This window comes from Brevundimonas sp. AVps23W (assembly GCF_058681395.1).
Map to the genome: position 1 here is coordinate 2,322,961 of NZ_CM178738.1, position 16,263 is coordinate 2,339,223.

General features: G+C 66.2%; 21 protein-coding genes. 8 read left to right on the forward strand and 13 right to left on the reverse strand.

Annotated features, from left to right (window positions below; genetic code table 11):
* Nucleotides 1-39: 39 nt before the first annotated feature.
* From ACW177_RS11290 to ACW177_RS11315, 6 genes are all read left to right on the forward strand, one after another.
* Nucleotides 40-291 carry a hypothetical protein gene (locus ACW177_RS11290; RefSeq protein WP_267513585.1) on the forward strand — a complete coding sequence of 84 codons (252 nt, stop codon included), beginning with the start codon at nucleotides 40-42 and terminating at the stop codon, nucleotides 289-291.
* A gap of 61 nt (nucleotides 292-352) precedes the next feature.
* Nucleotides 353-1,405, forward strand: coding sequence for an alanine racemase (alr, locus tag ACW177_RS11295; RefSeq protein ID WP_492025802.1), 1,053 nt, complete (start codon nucleotides 353-355; stop codon nucleotides 1,403-1,405).
* A 71-nt stretch (nucleotides 1,406-1,476) separates the two neighbouring features.
* Nucleotides 1,477-2,856, forward strand: a complete 1,380-nt coding sequence (gene radA / locus ACW177_RS11300) for a DNA repair protein RadA (RefSeq protein WP_492025803.1) — start codon at nucleotides 1,477-1,479, stop codon at nucleotides 2,854-2,856.
* Nucleotides 2,857-3,030: 174 nt separating this feature from the next.
* Nucleotides 3,031-3,627: a CvpA family protein gene (locus tag ACW177_RS11305; protein ID WP_492025804.1), complete on the forward strand. Its 597-nt coding sequence runs from the start codon at nucleotides 3,031-3,033 to the stop codon at nucleotides 3,625-3,627.
* 27 nt (nucleotides 3,628-3,654) lie between these two features.
* Entirely contained in the window at nucleotides 3,655-5,160 is a 1,506-nt protein-coding gene (gene purF, locus ACW177_RS11310) for an amidophosphoribosyltransferase (protein WP_492025805.1), read from the forward strand.
* 53 nt (nucleotides 5,161-5,213) lie between these two features.
* The gene (locus ACW177_RS11315; RefSeq protein ID WP_492025806.1) at nucleotides 5,214-5,966 is read left to right on the forward strand and encodes an SDR family NAD(P)-dependent oxidoreductase; all 753 of its coding nucleotides are present in this window, start codon (nucleotides 5,214-5,216) and stop codon (nucleotides 5,964-5,966) included.
* 117 nt (nucleotides 5,967-6,083) lie between these two features.
* On the opposite strand, the gene ACW177_RS11320 is transcribed toward ACW177_RS11315, so the two are convergent.
* The 12 genes from ACW177_RS11320 to ACW177_RS11375 all read right to left on the reverse strand — a co-directional run bounded on the left by ACW177_RS11320 (nucleotide 6,084) and on the right by ACW177_RS11375 (nucleotide 14,541).
* Nucleotides 6,084-6,512: a lysozyme inhibitor LprI family protein gene (locus ACW177_RS11320; RefSeq protein ID WP_492025807.1), complete on the reverse strand. Its 429-nt coding sequence runs from the start codon at nucleotides 6,510-6,512 to the stop codon at nucleotides 6,084-6,086.
* 24 nt (nucleotides 6,513-6,536) lie between these two features.
* On the reverse strand, nucleotides 6,537-7,028 hold the full coding sequence (locus ACW177_RS11325) for an NUDIX hydrolase (RefSeq protein WP_492025808.1): 492 nt from the start codon (nucleotides 7,026-7,028) through the stop codon (nucleotides 6,537-6,539).
* 4 nt (nucleotides 7,029-7,032) lie between these two features.
* The gene (der, locus tag ACW177_RS11330; RefSeq protein ID WP_492025809.1) at nucleotides 7,033-8,652 is read right to left on the reverse strand and encodes a ribosome biogenesis GTPase Der; all 1,620 of its coding nucleotides are present in this window, start codon (nucleotides 8,650-8,652) and stop codon (nucleotides 7,033-7,035) included.
* Nucleotides 8,653-8,684: 32 nt separating this feature from the next.
* Nucleotides 8,685-10,064 carry a PQQ-binding-like beta-propeller repeat protein gene (locus ACW177_RS11335; protein WP_492025810.1) on the reverse strand — a complete coding sequence of 460 codons (1,380 nt, stop codon included), beginning with the start codon at nucleotides 10,062-10,064 and terminating at the stop codon, nucleotides 8,685-8,687.
* Between the two features lie 23 nt (nucleotides 10,065-10,087).
* Complete coding sequence (locus tag ACW177_RS11340; protein ID WP_492025811.1) at nucleotides 10,088-10,834, reverse strand: tetratricopeptide repeat protein; 747 nt, start codon at nucleotides 10,832-10,834, stop codon at nucleotides 10,088-10,090.
* Nucleotides 10,835-10,913: 79 nt separating this feature from the next.
* Entirely contained in the window at nucleotides 10,914-11,750 is an 837-nt protein-coding gene (panB, locus tag ACW177_RS11345) for a 3-methyl-2-oxobutanoate hydroxymethyltransferase (RefSeq protein WP_492025812.1), read from the reverse strand.
* Nucleotides 11,751-11,809: 59 nt separating this feature from the next.
* Entirely contained in the window at nucleotides 11,810-12,211 is a 402-nt protein-coding gene (locus tag ACW177_RS11350; protein ID WP_492025813.1) for a hypothetical protein, read from the reverse strand.
* Complete coding sequence (locus tag ACW177_RS11355; protein WP_492025814.1) at nucleotides 12,201-12,761, reverse strand: RNA polymerase sigma factor; 561 nt, start codon at nucleotides 12,759-12,761, stop codon at nucleotides 12,201-12,203. The genes ACW177_RS11350 and ACW177_RS11355 overlap by 11 nt, the downstream gene beginning before the upstream one ends.
* Nucleotides 12,762-12,786: 25 nt before the next feature.
* Nucleotides 12,787-13,185, reverse strand: a complete 399-nt coding sequence (locus ACW177_RS11360) for a DUF6249 domain-containing protein (RefSeq protein ID WP_492025815.1) — start codon at nucleotides 13,183-13,185, stop codon at nucleotides 12,787-12,789.
* A gap of 119 nt (nucleotides 13,186-13,304) precedes the next feature.
* A complete protein-coding gene (locus tag ACW177_RS11365) occupies nucleotides 13,305-13,592 on the reverse strand; it encodes a hypothetical protein (RefSeq protein ID WP_492025816.1) in 288 nt (95 codons plus the stop codon).
* Nucleotides 13,582-14,109 (reverse strand): RNA polymerase sigma factor, encoded by a 528-nt coding sequence (locus ACW177_RS11370; RefSeq protein ID WP_492025817.1) that lies wholly within the window; start codon nucleotides 14,107-14,109, stop codon nucleotides 13,582-13,584. Before ACW177_RS11370 ends, ACW177_RS11365 begins: the two co-directional genes overlap by 11 nt.
* A gap of 21 nt (nucleotides 14,110-14,130) precedes the next feature.
* The gene (locus tag ACW177_RS11375; protein WP_492025818.1) at nucleotides 14,131-14,541 is read right to left on the reverse strand and encodes a hypothetical protein; all 411 of its coding nucleotides are present in this window, start codon (nucleotides 14,539-14,541) and stop codon (nucleotides 14,131-14,133) included.
* Between the two features lie 213 nt (nucleotides 14,542-14,754).
* Between ACW177_RS11375 and ACW177_RS11380 the strand changes: the two genes are divergently transcribed.
* Both ACW177_RS11380 and ACW177_RS11385 read left to right on the forward strand, forming a co-directional pair.
* Nucleotides 14,755-14,994, forward strand: a complete 240-nt coding sequence (locus tag ACW177_RS11380) for a DUF2188 domain-containing protein (RefSeq protein ID WP_492025819.1) — start codon at nucleotides 14,755-14,757, stop codon at nucleotides 14,992-14,994.
* A gap of 89 nt (nucleotides 14,995-15,083) precedes the next feature.
* Nucleotides 15,084-15,839 (forward strand): endonuclease/exonuclease/phosphatase family protein, encoded by a 756-nt coding sequence (locus tag ACW177_RS11385; protein ID WP_492025820.1) that lies wholly within the window; start codon nucleotides 15,084-15,086, stop codon nucleotides 15,837-15,839.
* Here the strand turns inward: ACW177_RS11385 and ACW177_RS11390 are convergent.
* The gene (locus ACW177_RS11390) at nucleotides 15,832-16,179 is read right to left on the reverse strand and encodes an ArsC family reductase (protein WP_492025821.1); all 348 of its coding nucleotides are present in this window, start codon (nucleotides 16,177-16,179) and stop codon (nucleotides 15,832-15,834) included. The two genes, ACW177_RS11385 and ACW177_RS11390, sit on opposite strands and share 8 nt — an antisense overlap.
* Nucleotides 16,180-16,263: the final 84 nt, after the last annotated feature.

Genomic DNA, 16,263 nt, shown 5'->3' on the forward strand with positions numbered 1-16,263 from the left:
GCGGTTGACCTCGACCGCGAACAGGCCCCTTGGGTGCGGATGGCCAGTGAAACCGTCTATATTCTCCAGACCTATGTGCAGGGGCGCGGCAAGGGGCTGAAGGCCGAGCCGCAGGTGGGGTGCAAGGACGCCGAGGAGGCGCGGCGCAAGGCCGAGCGGCTGGCGCCCCTGCGGCTGGGCGTGGTGGCCTTTTCTGTGTCTGCGGACACCGAGATGGGCGACTACGACGAAGAACCGACCATCATCTTCAAGTCCGGACGACTGCCCCCGCCGTTCAGCGACGAGGATTGATAAGCCCAGACTTTCCCATCGGGGTCTTCCATCGTCGGGAAGTTGCGCCATAAGGGCCGCCATGCCCTCCCCCGCCCTGCTGACCGTCGATCTGAACGCCCTGGCCCGCAATTTCCACACGCTGGAAACCGTGACCGGCGTTCCGGTGCATCCGGTGGTCAAGGCCGACGCCTATGGCTTGGGGGCCAAGGCCTGTGCGACCCGGTTGATGGCCGAGGGCGCGCGGACCTTCTTCGTGGCGCGCGCGGATGAGGGCGTGACGCTTCGGGCGGCGCTGGGGGATGCGCCGACCATCTATGTGCTGGACGGCTGCCACGACGGCGCGGCGGGCGTACTGAAGGCGGCGGACCTGCGGCCGGTGTTGAACCAGCCGAGACAGATGAAGGCCTGGACTGAGGCCGGCGGCGGGGCCTGCGGGCTTCAGATCGACACCGGCTTGAACCGCCTGGGCTTCCGCCCCGAAGAGGCGCCGGAGCCGTTCGAGGGCCTCAGCCTGCTCATGAGCCACCTGGCCTGCGCCGACGAACCCGACCAGCCGATGAACCGACGCCAGCGCGACGCCTTCGCGGCGGCAACCGCGCGATATCCGGGTGTGACGCGGTCGCTGGCCAATTCGGGCGGCTGTTTTCTGGGGCGCGACTACAGCTTCGACGCCGTACGACCTGGCGTCTGTCTTTACGGCGGCGGGCCGGAGGGGCGGCCAGACGACCGGATCGCCGCCGTGGCGACCCTGACGGCCGAGATCTTGCAGGTCCGCGACGTGAGGTCGGACGAAAGCATCGGCTATTCTAAAGGTTTCGTCGCCGATGCTCCTGTGCGAGCGGCCGTCGTGGCGGCGGGCTATGCGGACGGGGTGATGCGGGCATATGCCGCGTACGGCGCGGCCTGGGTCGCGGGCGAAATCCGGCCGCTGCTGGGGCGGGTATCGATGGATGTCTGCACAATCGACGTAACCGGCCTGGAGGTCGCGGTCGGCGGCCGGGTCGAACTTTTCGGCGCCAACCGTTCGCTGGACGAGGCGGCCGCAGCGGCGGGGACCATCAGCTACGAACTGCTGACCGCCGTCAGCGACCGGGTTCCTCGCGCCTATGTCGGTCGCTACGACCGAAGCTGACGTCGCGGGCGGCGATGAGGGGCAAAGCGCGGGCGATCCCCCGCCGCTTCGCCCTTCTGCTAAGGAAGCCCATGGCTCGCGATTCCGCCCTCTATGTCTGTCAGTCCTGCGGCTCGGTCCACGGCAAGTGGTCAGGCCAGTGTTCGTCATGCGGACAATGGAACACCCTCACTGAAGAGAGCCGGTCGGCCCCGCCCGGCGCGATCAAGCCCTCAGCGGCCGCGTCGGCGCGCGGGCGAGGCCTGCAGTTCGAAACCCTTCAATCGGACACCCCCGAACCGCCCCGCATCACCACGGGCGTGGCAGAGTTCGACCGGGTCTGTGGTGGTGGGGTGGTGCCGGGTTCGGCGATCCTGCTGAGCGGCGATCCGGGCGTGGGCAAGTCCACCCTGCTGCTGGAGGTGGCGGCCAAGGCGGCGCTTAGAGGCGGACGGATCGCCTATATTTCAGGCGAGGAGGCCGTGGAGCAGATCCGGGCGCGGGCCAAGCGGATGGGGCTGGAACAGGCGCCGGTCAATCTGGCCGCAGCGACGGCCCTGCGCGACATCCTGGGAACGCTGAAACGCGAACAGTTCGACATCGTCATCGTCGATTCGATCCAGACCCTGTGGTCCGACGTCCACGAAAGCGGCCCAGGCTCGATCACCCAGGTCCGGGCCTGCGCCGGCGAGATGGTGCGACTGGCCAAGACGCAAGGGGTGGCCGTGGTTCTGGTCGGCCATGTCACCAAGGACGGTCAGGTCGCCGGGCCGCGCGTGGTCGAACACCTGGTCGACGCGGTCATGACCTTCGAGGGCGAGCGCGGCTATCCGTTCCGGATCCTTCGCGCCGGCAAGAACCGGTTCGGCGCCACCGACGAGATCGGGGTGTTCGAAATGGGCGACAGCGGCCTGCGCGAAGTCGCCAATCCGTCGGCCCTGTTCCTGGGTGACAGCAAGGACCGGGCGCCCGGCGCGGCCGTCTTCGCCGGGATCGAGGGCTCGCGGCCCGTGCTGGTCGAGATCCAGGCCCTGGTGGCTCCGTCCGCCTATGGCACACCACGGCGCGCGGTGGTCGGCTGGGATTCCGGTCGCCTGGCCATGCTGCTGGCGGTGCTGGAGGCCCGGTGCGGCCTGGGGTTCGGCGACAAGGACGTCTATCTGAACGTCGCCGGCGGCCTGCGGATCAACGAGCCGGCGGCCGACCTCGCGGCGGCGGCGGCCCTGATCAGTTCCGCCCTGGACATGCCCCTGCCCCAGGGCTGCGTCGTGTTCGGCGAGATCGGCCTGTCAGGCGAGGTTCGCAGCGTCGGCCGGGCCGAAGCGCGCCTGCGAGAGGCCCAGAAACTGGGCTTCGAGCATCTGTTGTGCCCGCCCCTGCCCCAGAGCGCGGGCAAGACCAAGGGGGTCAAGGTGACGTCCGCGACGCGATTGACGGATGTGGTCGAACGAATCTCGCAAAACCGCTATTAGACCATCGGACGGTCGCGCTTTCTTCCGCTCGTCATCCTCGCCCTTGTGGCGAGGATCCATAAACTCCGTCGACGCCGGGAGTGACCGGCGCAACCGGGCGTATGGATCCTAGGGACAAGCCCTAGGATGACGGGATTGGGGACGGTGGGGCTCTTTGGAGAGCAAGTTACCTCAGTGACCGGTTACGACGTCTTCGCCATCGTGGTGATCCTATTCTCCGCCGCGGCCGGCTGGGTGCGCGGTGGCGTGCGCGAGATCATCACCCTGCTCAGCGCCCTACTGGCGGCCCTGGTGGCCCTGGTCACCCTGCCGTGGACGGCCATGCTGGGTCGCGCCCTGGTTAATCCGGACTGGGCGGGAACCATACTGGCGGCCATCGTCGCCTTCCTGATCGTCTATTTCGGCATCCGCATCTTCGGCTCCTATCTGTCGAAGCAGGCGCAGGCCCATCCGCAGCTGGGCGGGATCGACCGGTTCATCGGCGTTTTCGTCGGCACAGGCCGAGCCCTGGTGCTGCTGGGCGCCGTCCATCTGGTCATCGTCGCCGCCATGCCGGGCGAACGGACGCCGCGGTGGCTCAGCGAAGCGGCCCTCTACAAGGTCAGCGCCGTGGGCGCCCGCGCCATTCAGATCATCCTGCCCGGCATAGGCCGGGGCGCCGATGCGATCACGCCTGTGGTGGATTCATCCGTGCGCAAAGGGTTTTCGAACGACGAAGCCTTGCCTCGGACGCAATCCGAGACTAACTCGCCGCGCGAAGCCGCCCCGTAAGTTTCCCCCGGTCATCGGAGCCCCACGATGCGCCACCATATCGCCGATCCCGTCGTTCACCGCGAGTACTGGCGCGAGCCGGAGGATGATCAGCTCCGCCTGGAGTGCGGCGTCTGCGGCGTCTGGGGCGCAGACGAGGACGAAGGCTCGGCCATCGTCGCCCTGGGCCTGCACGCCTTGCAGCACCGCGGCCAGGAAGCCTGCGGCATCGCCAGCGTCAAGGACGAGCGTTTTCACACCGAACGCCACCAGGGTCTGGTGGGCGAGGCCTTTGGCGGCGCCGATCTGATGACCCGCATGCCCGGCCGCGCGGCCGTGGGCCACACCCGCTACTCCACCGCCGGCGGCTCCTTCCTGCGCAACATCCAGCCGATGTTCGCGGATCTGGACCAGGGCGGCATCGCCATCGCCCACAACGGCAATCTGACCAACTTCAAATTCCTGCACAGCCAGCTGGTCAGCGAAGGCGCGATCTTCCAGTCCACGTCAGACTCGGAGGTCATCCTCCACCTGATCGCCCGCAGCCGTAAGGCCAAGATCGTCGACCGCTTCATCGACGCCCTGGCGCGGATCGAGGGTGGCTACGCCCTGGTCGCCCAGACCCGCCACAAGATGATCGGCGCCCGTGATCCGCTGGGCATTCGCCCCCTGGTGCTGGGCCAGGTCGGCGAGGCCTGGGTGCTGGCGTCCGAGACCTGCGCCCTGGATATGATGGGCGCCACCTTCGTGCGCGACGTCGAACACGGCGAGGTCGTGGTCATCGACGAGAACGGCGTCGAATCGATCAAGCCTTTCCCCGCCCGCGCCGCCCGCCCCTGCCTGTTCGAATACGTCTATTTCTCGCGCCCGGACTCGGTCGTGAACGGCCGCTCGGTCTATGAGGTCCGCAAGGAGATGGGCCGGGGCCTGGCCCGCGAACTGGGCGTCGAAGCCGACATCGTCGTGCCGGTGCCTGATTCGGGCGTGCCGGCGGCCTTGGGCTATGCTCAGGAAAGCGGCATCCCCTACGAGATGGGCATTATCCGCAGCCACTATCTGGGCCGCACCTTCATCCAGCCCAGCCAGGGCGCCCGTCAGAAGGGCGTGCGCATGAAGCACAGCCCCAACAAGTCGGCCCTGGAAGGCAAGCGGGTCGTTCTGATCGACGACTCCATCGTGCGCGGCACCACGTCGGTCAAACTGGTCCGCGCCGTCCGCGCGGCGGGCGCCAAGGAGGTCCACCTGCGCTCGGCCAGCCCGCAGATCCTGTTCCCCGACTTCTACGGCATCGACATGCCGGAACGCGCGCAGCTGCTGGCCGCCAACAAGACGCTGGAAGAGATGCGCGAACTGCTTGAGGTCGATTCGCTGGGCTTCCTGTCCATCGACGGCCTGTACCGCGCCATGGGCGAGACCGGCCGCAACAACGCCGCGCCCCAGTTCACAGACCACTATTTCACTGGCGACTACCCCACCCGCCTGCTGGACCGCGAAATCGAGGAAGGCGGCCGGGAATTCGGCGCCAAGCAGTTGTCACTGCTCGTCAGCGCCTGACCAAGGCGTGGCGGCCCTTGGCTTGAGGGTCGAGGCCGCGCTATCAGCGCTCTATGTCAGAACTCCTCCTGAACGACCGCATCGCCCTCGTCGTCGGGGCATCGCGGGGCATAGGCTACGAGGGCGCCCTCGCAATGGCCAAGGCCGGGGCCCACGTCGTCGCCACGGCGCGGACGCAGGGCGGGCTTGAGGAACTGGACGACGCCATCTTCGCGGCGACCGGCAAGCACGCGACCCTTGTCCCGTTCGACCTGGTGGACGGCGGCGGAATTGATCGGCTGGGCGGCGCCATTTTCGAACGGTTCAAGAAGCTGGACATCTGGGTCCAGGCTGCGGCGACCATGGGGCCGTCAGGCCTGACGCCGGTCGCCCACGCCGACCCGCGTGAGTTCGCCAAGGTCGAAAAGGTCAATTTCACCGCCGTCTATAGGCTGATCCGCTCGCTGGAGCCGCTGCTGAAGGCCTCCGACGCCGGGCGGGCGATCCATTTCACCTCAAGCGTGGCGACGCCCCCCCGCGCCTTCTGGGGCATGTACGCAGCGACCAAGGCCGGGGCCGAGACCCTGATGAAGGCCTGGGCGGACGAGGTGGAGAGCACCCCGATCCGCGTCAGCATCGTCGATCCCGGCCGGATGCGCACCGCCATGCGCGCGCAAGCCTTCCCCGGCGAGGATCCGCAGACCCTGCCCCACCCGTCGGAGATCGGCCAACTGGTCGTCGATCTGGCGCGGGGCGACGTCACGCCTCCGCCGACAATCCGCTTCCGCGACTGGAAGGCCGGACCTACGGCTGAAGCCCTGGTCTAGCATTCACCTCCAACCTGACGGTCGGCGCACCGATTGGCCCCACAGGCCGCCTTCGGTCCTTGCCTCATTGGCGGTGAGGAAGAGGACGATCGACCGGCTGCCGGTCGCCCGCCTGCTCTACTGAGCGACCGGCGCCGTAGGTTCGGGCAGCACCGGCGGCGTGGAGTCTGCATAGGTCAGGAAGTCCCGCCAGATCACGCGGGTGCGCTCTCGGGTCATCTGGATGCGGCATTCCAAGGCCATGACCGTCCGGATCGTCCCGCCGCTCCAGTTGTCGTAGACGCCATCGCAGACGATGTCGGCATAGGCGGTCCAGGCCGACTGGGCGTTGTCCAGATAGGCGCGTTGCGAGGACGCCGCCGTTTCCTCATCTTGCGTCACAGCCCGACGCCGCGCCGCCGAGAGATAGGTTTCCATCCTCGCGGTCTCCGCCTCAAGACGCTGCGCCGCACAGGCGTTGATTTGCGGCGTCGTCATAGCCTGCGCGCAGTTCACAGGCGCATCGGGCGTCTGAGTCAGCAGGATTGCAGCGATCAGGGCGAACATGGAAACCTCCGAGGGAGACCAATCCTAGCCTGGATCGACCCCATCCTCCATCGGGACCAGCCTATCCAGAATATCCGCCAACTCCTCGGGCCAGATCGTCTCGCTCGAGGCGCGGATCTCATCGAGGCTCCACCAGCGATGCTCAGCCAGCACGCGCTGTTCCTCCACGGTCCAGCCTGTTGAGGACAGATCAAAGACCTCAGGGCGTAACAGGAAGAACCGCTGATCAACATCGGCCATGCGACCGTCGGGCAAACGAAAGCTGACGCGGACGCGGGCGACCTCGGGGCCTGGATCGGCGACGATCAGGCCCGTCTCCTCGAACAGTTCGCGGCGGGCGGCGTCCTCATAGGTCTCGCCCGGATCGCAGCCGCCGCCCGGCGTGGCCCAGAACTCGGATCCCGCGAGGGGGCCGTCGGTGAAGGCGAAGCGGAACAGCAGCACCCGCCCCTGCCCGTCCAGGATCAACCAACGCGAAGTCGGCCGGTCGGGAAGGACGGGCGCGACCTCGCTCATGAGGTCACTTCTTGGCGCCGCCCTTCTGGCCCGTGCGGATGCGGCCGGAGCGCGAGACCTGGCGGGCGCCGCCGCGGGCGCCCTTCTGGACCGCCACCGACGAACCGGCTTTCTTGGACGCGCTGGCCTTCAGGCCGCCCAGGACCTTGGGCTGGGCCTTGCGGGTCTTCTTTTGCTCCAGCGCCTTGCCGGGCAGCTTGGACAGGGCTTCTTCCTTGTCCGCCTTCCTGACGCGGCGCGGCGCGGTCTTGGCGTCGCCCTTGTAGCGTTCCGGGCCGGACTTGGCGCCGCCCTCGGCATAGGGGTTCACGCCGCTGGACTTGACGTTCAGGCGGATCGGCGTGCCCGGCAGGTCGAAGCTCTCGCGGATCGAGTTGACCAGATAGCGTTTGTAATGCTCCGGCATCGACTCGGCGCGGTTGGCCATCAGCACGAAGGTCGGCGGACGGGCCTTGGTCTGGGCGATGTATTTCGGCTTGATCCGCTTGCCGTCCACGGCGGGGGGCGGGTGCCGCTGGGTGGCCATGGACAGCCAGGTGTTCAGGTCCTTGGTCTTCACCTTGACCGACCAGGTGTCATAGGCCTGCAGCACGGCCGGCATCAGGCGTTCGACGCCCCGGCCCGAGTGCGACGACAGGGCCACGAAGGGCGAGCCCTTCAACTGGGGCAGCTTGTCCTCGGCCATACCCTTCAGCTTGGCCATGCGGGCCTGGGGCTCGTCTTCCAGATCCCATTTGGACGCGACATAGACCAGGGCGCGGCCTTCGCGCTCGACCAGGTCGGCCAGTTGCAGGTCCTGGGTGTCGAAGGCGTCGTCCTTATCCATCATCAGGATGACGACTTCGGCGAAGGTGATGGCGCGGATGGTGTCGGCGACCGACAGCTTCTCCAGCTTCTCCTGCACCCGCGCCTTGCGACGCATACCGGCCGTATCGACCAGGCGGATATTCTTGCCCTCGAACTGCCAATCGACCGAGATGGAGTCGCGGGTGATGCCCGCTTCCGGCCCGGTCAGCAGGCGGTCGTCGCCGATCAGACGGTTGATCAGGGTGGACTTGCCCGCGTTCGGACGACCGATCACGGCGATACGGATCGGCTTGTCCGGCTCGTCGATCTCTTCGATGAAGATGTCTTCGGATGCCGCGCGGATGGCCTTGTACAGGTCGGCCATGCCCTCGCCGTGCTCGGCCGAGATGGCGACGGGCTCGCCGAAGCCCAGGGCGTGGGCCTCGCCGACGCCGCCGCCGCTCTCGCGGCTCTCGGACTTGTTGGCCAGCAGGATGATCGGCTTGTGCACCTTGCGCAGGCGCTCGGCGAAGATCCGGTCCAGCGAGGTGACGCCTTCGCGGGCGTCCATCATGAACATGACCAGTTCGGCGTCGTCCAGCGCGGCCTCGGTCTGCTCGCGCATCCGGGCTTCCAGGCTGTCGTCGGTGACGTCCTCATAGCCCGCCGTATCGATCAGCGTCAGATCCATGTCGCCGATATTGCCGTCGGCGTAGCGCCGGTCGCGGGTCACGCCGGGGCGATCATCGACAAGCGCAAGGCGCTTGCCGACGAGGCGGTTGAACAGTGTCGATTTGCCCACGTTGGGGCGGCCGACAATCGCGACCTTCAGAGCCATTTCGGCTTTCTAGCTTATTTCGGGCTGAAGAGTCAGCGGATGCAGATCAGCTGGCCATTGTCGGTCAGCACGTACAGGGCGCCGTTGTAGGCGGCGGGCGCGATATAGGCAGGCGCGCCGAGCTTCAGCGTAGACTGAGCCACGCCTGTCTTCGGATCAAAGGCGACGGCCTCGCCGTAGGAGTTGACCATCACCAGGCGGTTGGAGGCCAGCAGCGGGCCCGACCATTGCGGATAGATGGTGCGACGTCCGAAGCGCAGGAAGCCGCCGACCTTGCGCTGGCGTCCTTCGTTCAGCTCGCGAGTCCAGTAGATCTGGCCCGTGTCGCGGTTGGCGGTGATCAGCTCGCCCGACTTCGAAACGGCGTAGACGACGTCGCCGACCGGCAGCGGCGCGTTGACGCCGGTGACCGGCAGTTGCCACTTGGGCTGCCCCGAACGCAGATCCAGGGCCGAAAGCACGCCCGAATGGCTGACGCCGTAAACCATGCCGCGGCTGATGACCGGACGACCGGCGACGTCGCGGACTTCGGACAGGGCGCTGGTGCGGCTGGTGCGCGACAGGGTCTGCTCCCAAAGCGTCTGACCGTTCAGCGCGCTGAGTGCGACCAGTTGGCCCGAGGCGAACGGCGCGATGACCGTATTGCCCGTCACGGCGGGGCTGGAAGCGCGCAGCACGCGCGCCGGCTCCGCGATGCCGCGGTAGGTCCAGTCCTGAGCGCCCGAATTGACGTCGAAGGCGAACAACTGGCTGTCCACATCGACGACGAAGACGTGGGCGCCGACGACCGTGGGCGCGCCATGGATCGGGGCGTCGACCTTTTGGGTCCAGACCACAGCGCCGGTGCCGGCGTCGAGCGCGGTCATGGAGCGATAGCCCGACGAGACGAACAGCTTGCCGCCGGCGTAGGCGACGCCGCCGCCGAAGCCGCCGCTGCGATCACGGTCGGCGTCCTTGACGTTGGCCTTCCAAAGGATTTGGCCGCTGTCCGCCGACACGGCTGAAACGGTGGATTCGCCGTCCATGACGAAGATCTTGCCGTCGGCGGCGACGATCGGCGCCATGACATTGCCGACCCGGGCCGAGCCTTCGCCGATATTGCGCTTCCAGGCGATCTGGAAGTTCGGCGCGGCGATGACATGCTCGACCAGGTTTTCGGTGGAACCGCCCGGCTGGGTCCAGGCCGTCGCGGCCTGAGGCCCCGGCAGGAAGAAGTCGCGTCCGGACAAAGCCGCCGACGGGGCCAGTTGCTGTTCGAACTCGAGCACCGAGATACGATCACCGGCGGATGCGGTCGCCTGCGGATCATCCTTCTTGCCCAGGCCGAACGGCAGGTTGCGACTGACCGCGCCGCACGAGGCCATGGTTGTGGCGACGCCGCAGATCAGCGCGACTTTCAGAACTCGGTTCATCTTGGGCGTCCTGTAAAGGGTCGTCACTGTTGGGCCGGGGCGACAGGAGTGGGCGCATTGGCGGCGCCGGAGGCCGCCGGCGCGGCGTTCTTGGCCGCATCGACGATGGACTTCAGCGCGCCTGCGGTGCCGGCGTCGATGGTTGCGACGGCGATGTTGGCGCGCTGGCGCACGTCGTCGGGCACGTCCTGTCCCAGTTGCAGCAGAACGAAGGCCTCACGGGCCTCCTTGGTCTTGCCGTGCTGGAGACGCGCCAGGGCCAGGGCTTCCTGGGCGAAGGCGTGCAGAGGACGATCATCCTCGGCCAGGGGAGCGAGACGCGCCTCGATATCCGCCAGCGGCGCAGTGTCCATCACCAGGAAGGCGGCCTTCAGGGCGGGCGGATCCGAGAGGATCGGGTCGCTGGACGCCTTTGCGGCCTCATCGAACAGGCGGACGGCGTCGGGGATCTTGTCGGCGGTCACGGCCAGGCCAGCTTGCTGCTGTAAAGCCATAACCTTGTAGGCGCCATTGCCTTCCTTGACCGCTTCCTCGAAGGCGAGACGGGCCTCGGCGGGCTTTTCAGCGCGCAGGGCCTCCATGCCGCGATCATAGGCCTCGGCGGCCTTGGCGCCCTTGTTGGAGTTCAGGCTGTCCCAGCCCCACCAGCCCAGGGCGGCGACCAGGGCGACCACCAGAACGACGCCCACGACGGGCAGCCATGTGCGGGCCAGGCGCTTGTACCGGTCGGAGCGAAGCTCCTCCTCGACCTGCTCGAAGACATCAACCACTGAAACGTCGCCCCAAAATCGCTAAAAGCAAACCGGCGCGGACCCTAGAAGGTCGGCCCCTCGCCCGCAACGTCGTCCGTTACTGCGAAGCCGGCTTTTTCGAGAAGTAGGTCTCGACTTCGGCAGGAAAACGGCGGGTTTTCACATCATTGGCGAAAGCGGCGGCCGCGCGGTCGATCTCGGTGCGCAGATCGGCGTATTTTCGCACAAACTTGGGGGTCCAGTCGAACATCCCCAGCATGTCGTTGACCACCAGCACCTGGCCGTCGCACGCGGCCGAGGCGCCGATGCCGATGGTGGGCACGTCAAGGCTCTCAGTGATTTCCCGCGCCAGCGATTCGGCGACGCCCTCGATGACGATGCAGAAAGCGCCCGCATCGGCCGTCGCCTTTGCTTCCGCCATGACACGGTCCCGCTCGAAATCGGTGCGTCCCTTGGCCTTGAACCCGCCCTCGGCCAAAATCGCCTGAGGCCGCAGTCCCACATGGCCCATGACCGGGATGCCGCGCTTGACCAGGAAGGCGACGATCTCGGCCAGCTCGACGCTGGTCTCCAGCTTCACCGCCTGGGCGCCGGTCTCCTTCATCACCCGCACGCAGTTGTCGTAGGCGGCCTCCTTGCCGCCTTCGTAAGACCCGAAGGGCATATCGACCACCACCAGGGCTTTACGCGAGCCCCTTACGACCGCCTGACCGTGCAGGATCATCATGTCCAGCGTCACGCCGACGGTATTGGGCAGGCCGTGAACCGCCATGCCCAGGCTGTCCCCGACCAGCAGCACGTCGCAGTGCGGATCCAGCAATCCCGCCATCGGGGCGTCATAGGCCGTCAGACAGACGATGGGCTCGCCGCCTTTACGGTTCGCGATATCGGGCACGGAGACGCGTTTGATCGTCTCCTGGGTGTGAACGGACATCGAGAGGCCTCCTGACTTCAAGTCGGGTCAGATAGGCCTCGCGATCCGCCAAGTCACCCTCAGACGTCCTGCGACAGCTTCACCAGGCCCGCCGCCAGCAGGGCGACGAGCGCCCCCGCCACGATCCAGAACGCCATCATGCCCGACCCGTCCATCAGATCGAACGATCCGACACCCAAACCTTCCAGCCCGGATTGAGCCGCCCCCTGGGCCGTCGCCGCCGCCGTCCGCATCCCTTGCGTCAGCGTCGTTTCATCACTGGCGGAGAAGTTGAAATTAACCCCTTCCTTTACCGCCAGGACACCGCCGACCAAACCGGCGCCGGTCAGAGCCAGGGTTCGCCAGCGCGACCGCTTCTCCATGCTGGCCTGAACCGTAGCCAGGAACAGGGCCTCGTCGGCCATTCGAGGGGTCTGCGCGAACAGCCGCTCGATCATCGGATCAAATTCATCAGCCGACATGGGTCGACCTCCCGCCTGAGCCGTGCGCCGGCTGAAGCCGGGCGCGAAGTTTATCCAGACCACGTTTGACATGGGACTTCACCGTGCCGAGCGGCAAATTCATGGCCGCTGCGATTTCGGGATGGGACATTCCTGCGCCGTGGCACAGGGACACGCACACGCGCTCGGTCTCGCTGAGCGTCTTCAAGGCCTCGTCTAGGTCCATGACCCCCGCCCGGTCGACGACGACGTCGGCCTCATCGGCCTCGACCTCGGCGACATAGCGGGCCTCGCGGGCGACGCGCTTCAGATAAAGGCGCGCGGCGATCTTCTTGATCCAGCCCGCAAACGTCCCCTGGCCCCGAAACTCCGAGCAGCGCTGGAACCCCTGCAAGAAGGCGTCCTGGGCCACATCGTCAGCCAGGGACGGCGCCGCGCCCATGCGGCGCAGAAGCCCCCGGACCGCCGAACCATGCCGGCGGACCAGTTCGCCATACTCCCGCCGGCCGCCGGCCGCCGCCTGGGCGGCCAGCTCCACGTCATGGAGATCGCGCAGCAATGACGGGCTCATGGCGCTCTTCCCCGCTCGACGACCGTCAGTCCGTATGCTTGTTGAAAAAGCTGAGGACGATGAAGGCGATGCCGACGGTGATCGGTATGCAGGAGACGCCCAACAGGGGGTTCTGCATCCCACCGTTCCATTCATAGCCGCCCAAGTCACTGACGACGCCAAAGGCTGCGATGCCTATGCCCGTCGCCAGCCAGATGATTCCACGACGAATATCTTTCGTACGCGAGGGAAGACTTTTCTGCACATCCTTGGTCAAGGCGTCGATCAACTCGGCTGGCAGTTCCTGCCCCTTGTCCACCGCATGACGAACGGTTTCCTGAATGTCGCGCTTCTCGCGATACTTGAGGAAGGTCGGACCGAAGACGATGGCCGTGATGGTGCCGAAGACGGCGAATATGGCAAACAGCGGGATGAAGTCTTCCATGACGAACTCTCTTTTGATCCGGTGCGACAGCCTGATGCGGCGGCCTTCTGATCACAAGAGGCTGCGGGACGCGCCCTTGGATGCGACGACGGAGGTGAAATCTTCGTAAGGTCGCCCGATCAGGCCCGCAGCACTTGTCGGACGACCGCCAGTGCCGTGACCGTCGCCATGATCGCAGCCATCAGAACCGGCGCGCCTTCGCGTAGAAGATCCGCCAGGCCCCGCCATACCGGCCCGAGCCCCCACAAGATCGTCGCCATCGCCACCGCCAACGGCGCAAAGGCCGCGACAACGGCGACAGCGCGACGACGGGCGATCCGTTGGACGACCACCGTCTCAAAAACGGGATCACGCGGCGGTGCGGCTTCAGCTGCGAATAGGGATTGAAGCTTGTCTTCAGGCGTCATCACGATCTCCAAGCATCGCCAGAAGGCGGCTGCGCCCGCGGTTGATATGCGACTTCACGGTGCCAACCGGCAAGCCTAGCGCAAGGGACGCCTCAACATGGGACCATCCGTCGGCAACACACAGCGCCACGCAAGCTCTGACGGCCGGTGGCAGTTCGGCCATCGCGCGGCTTAGCGCGATCCTCTCTTCAGGCGACACACCAAATGACGGCGCATGATCCTGCGCCCAGATCCCATCACGGGCCGCACTTCGAAGCGCGCTCCGGGTGCGATCTTGCGCCTTGCGCCAAGCGATGCCGAGCAGCCAGGCGCGAAGCCCCGCCGGATCTCTCAACCGCCCTAGGTCCCGCCATGCGGCAAGGAATACCTCCTGCGCCAGATCGTCGGCCTCGGCCCACCCGCCGGCTAGCATCCGGCGGAGGAAATTGCGGACCGCCGCCTGATGTCGCTCGACAAGCCGTGCAAATGCCGCGTCGGACCCGTTACGGGCGGCGTTTACAAGTTCAACGTCGGTCACGACGCCTGCCCTCGCGTCCGCTCAGTCGCGCGGCCTGCGCATTTGCAACACCAAGGCGCAGACCAAGGACCATAGCGCGACCGTCCCCATGACAAAGGCTACGATCAACAAGGCCCCCGTGCCGCCGTCTAGTCCGCCCCAGCTTGCCACCGTGAAACCGACGCAGAGCGCCGTGAATAATCCAACCAACGACCAGTAGTGGGCCGCCGTCCCTTGCCGTACGCTCTGCCGGGCGGGGACATCGTTTGCAGAGGCTCGGGCAAGGGCATCCATGATCGCCTGAGGCGCGTCCTGCCCCTTTTCCGCATAGGTCTTCACGACATCGAGCAGCGCTTTCTGACGTCGGTAGTTCAACCATTGCGACCAGCCCACGAAAGCGAAGGCGGACAGGGGAAAGAGTATCCACCAGAACTCGCGCGCCAGATCAGCCATGTCTCATCTCCTCAGCAGCACGACCATCGCCCTGCGTTTACAGGGAATAGTCGTCACCGACCGAGCCTTTGGATGCGCCGTCGATCAATATTTGTCGGACAGCATGGTTGGGACCGACAAATGTCATGTGTTGATCGAATGGGTGACGCTGGAACTGTTCCTGCGGCGGCCAGTTCGGTCTACGGTAATCGCCCGCCCCAGAGGAGAGCCCCCATGACCACCGTCATCTATCGCATCGTCGAGCACAACGGCGGCTGGGCCTATCAGGCGGAGGGCACCTATTCCGAGACCTTCGCCAGCCACGATGACGCCAAGGCGGCTGCGGTTCGCGCCGCCCGCGAACAGAAGGTTCCGGACCAGAACGCGGCCATAGAATACGAAACCGCGGACGGTCGCTGGATCACCGAAACCGCCGACGGCCATGATCGGCCCGTCACCGACGTCGAAGGCTAGGGGCCGCACGAGTGGTTTCACGTCGTTTCCTGATCGCAGTGGCCGCGGTTGTACCGATAGCGGCCTGCGCGCCCACGTTGAACGCCGGTTTGAGCTCGGAGCCGATCACGTCCGAACCGTCGCACCTGACGCTGACGACCTTCAACATCTGGCACAATATGGGCGACTGGCCCGCGCGGCGGCCGCTGCTGATCGAAGCCTTGCGGGCCCAGAACGCAGACGTCATCGCCTTGCAGGAAGTCCTGGAAGACGCCAACACAGGACTGGAGAACCAGGCCGAGATGCTGGCGCGGGAACTGGGCGGCTACAAGGTCGCCTTCGTCTCAACTGACCCCCAGGATGCGCCACGCCGTTATGGAATCGCCTTGCTGACCCGGCTGCCCATACTGGCCCAGGACTCCGTTCGGCTGGAGCCGTTGGATGATTTCCGCACGGCGCTGCGGGTGCGAGTGTCCGTTGCGGGTCGGCCTATCGATGTCGTGGTCACCCATCTGGCTTGGCAGCCCGAAGCCGGAGCCGTGCGGGCCCGCCAGATTTCACACCTCTTGTCGTGGCTGCCGCAGGACGGAACCCCGCTTGTCGTCATGGGCGACTTCAATGCGCCGCAAGAGGATCCCGGACTGGCGACCATGACCGGCCCTCGTTTCACCAGCGCCCTGCCGCCCGGTTCGGCGACGACCACTCTGAATCCCGCAAAGGGTCACGCCAGCCGCGTCATCGACCACATCTTCGTGGAGCCGGAGTTCTTCACCACCACCGCCGCCCATGTCTTTGGCGACCAACCCACGAACGGCGAGTACCCGTCAGATCATTTCGGCGTCACCGCGACGGTCACGCTTAACTGAAGGCCTGCGCATAGACGTCGGGCTTGAACCCCACCAGGCGGCGGTCGCCCAGGTCCAGCACCGGCCGTTTGATCATCGACGGCTGGGCCAGCATCAGAGCGATGGCCTTGTCGCGGTCCAGGTCTGCCTTGTCCGCATCGGCCAACTTCTTGAACGTCGTGCCGGCGCGGTTCAGCACCGTCTCCCAGCCGTGTTCGTCGACCCAGCGGCCCAGAGCTCCCGAGTCTGCTCCCGCCTTCTTGTAGTCATGGAAGACGTAATCGACGCCATGCTGCTCCAGCCAGACACGCGCCTTTTTGACGGTGTCGCAGTTTGGAATGCCGTAAAGGACGACAGGCATAAGCGATCCATTCTTATGGGGTGAATTCAGGCTGCTAGATAATCATCCTGATCAGGTCCGAAAGACAATTTTCATCGCAAGCGC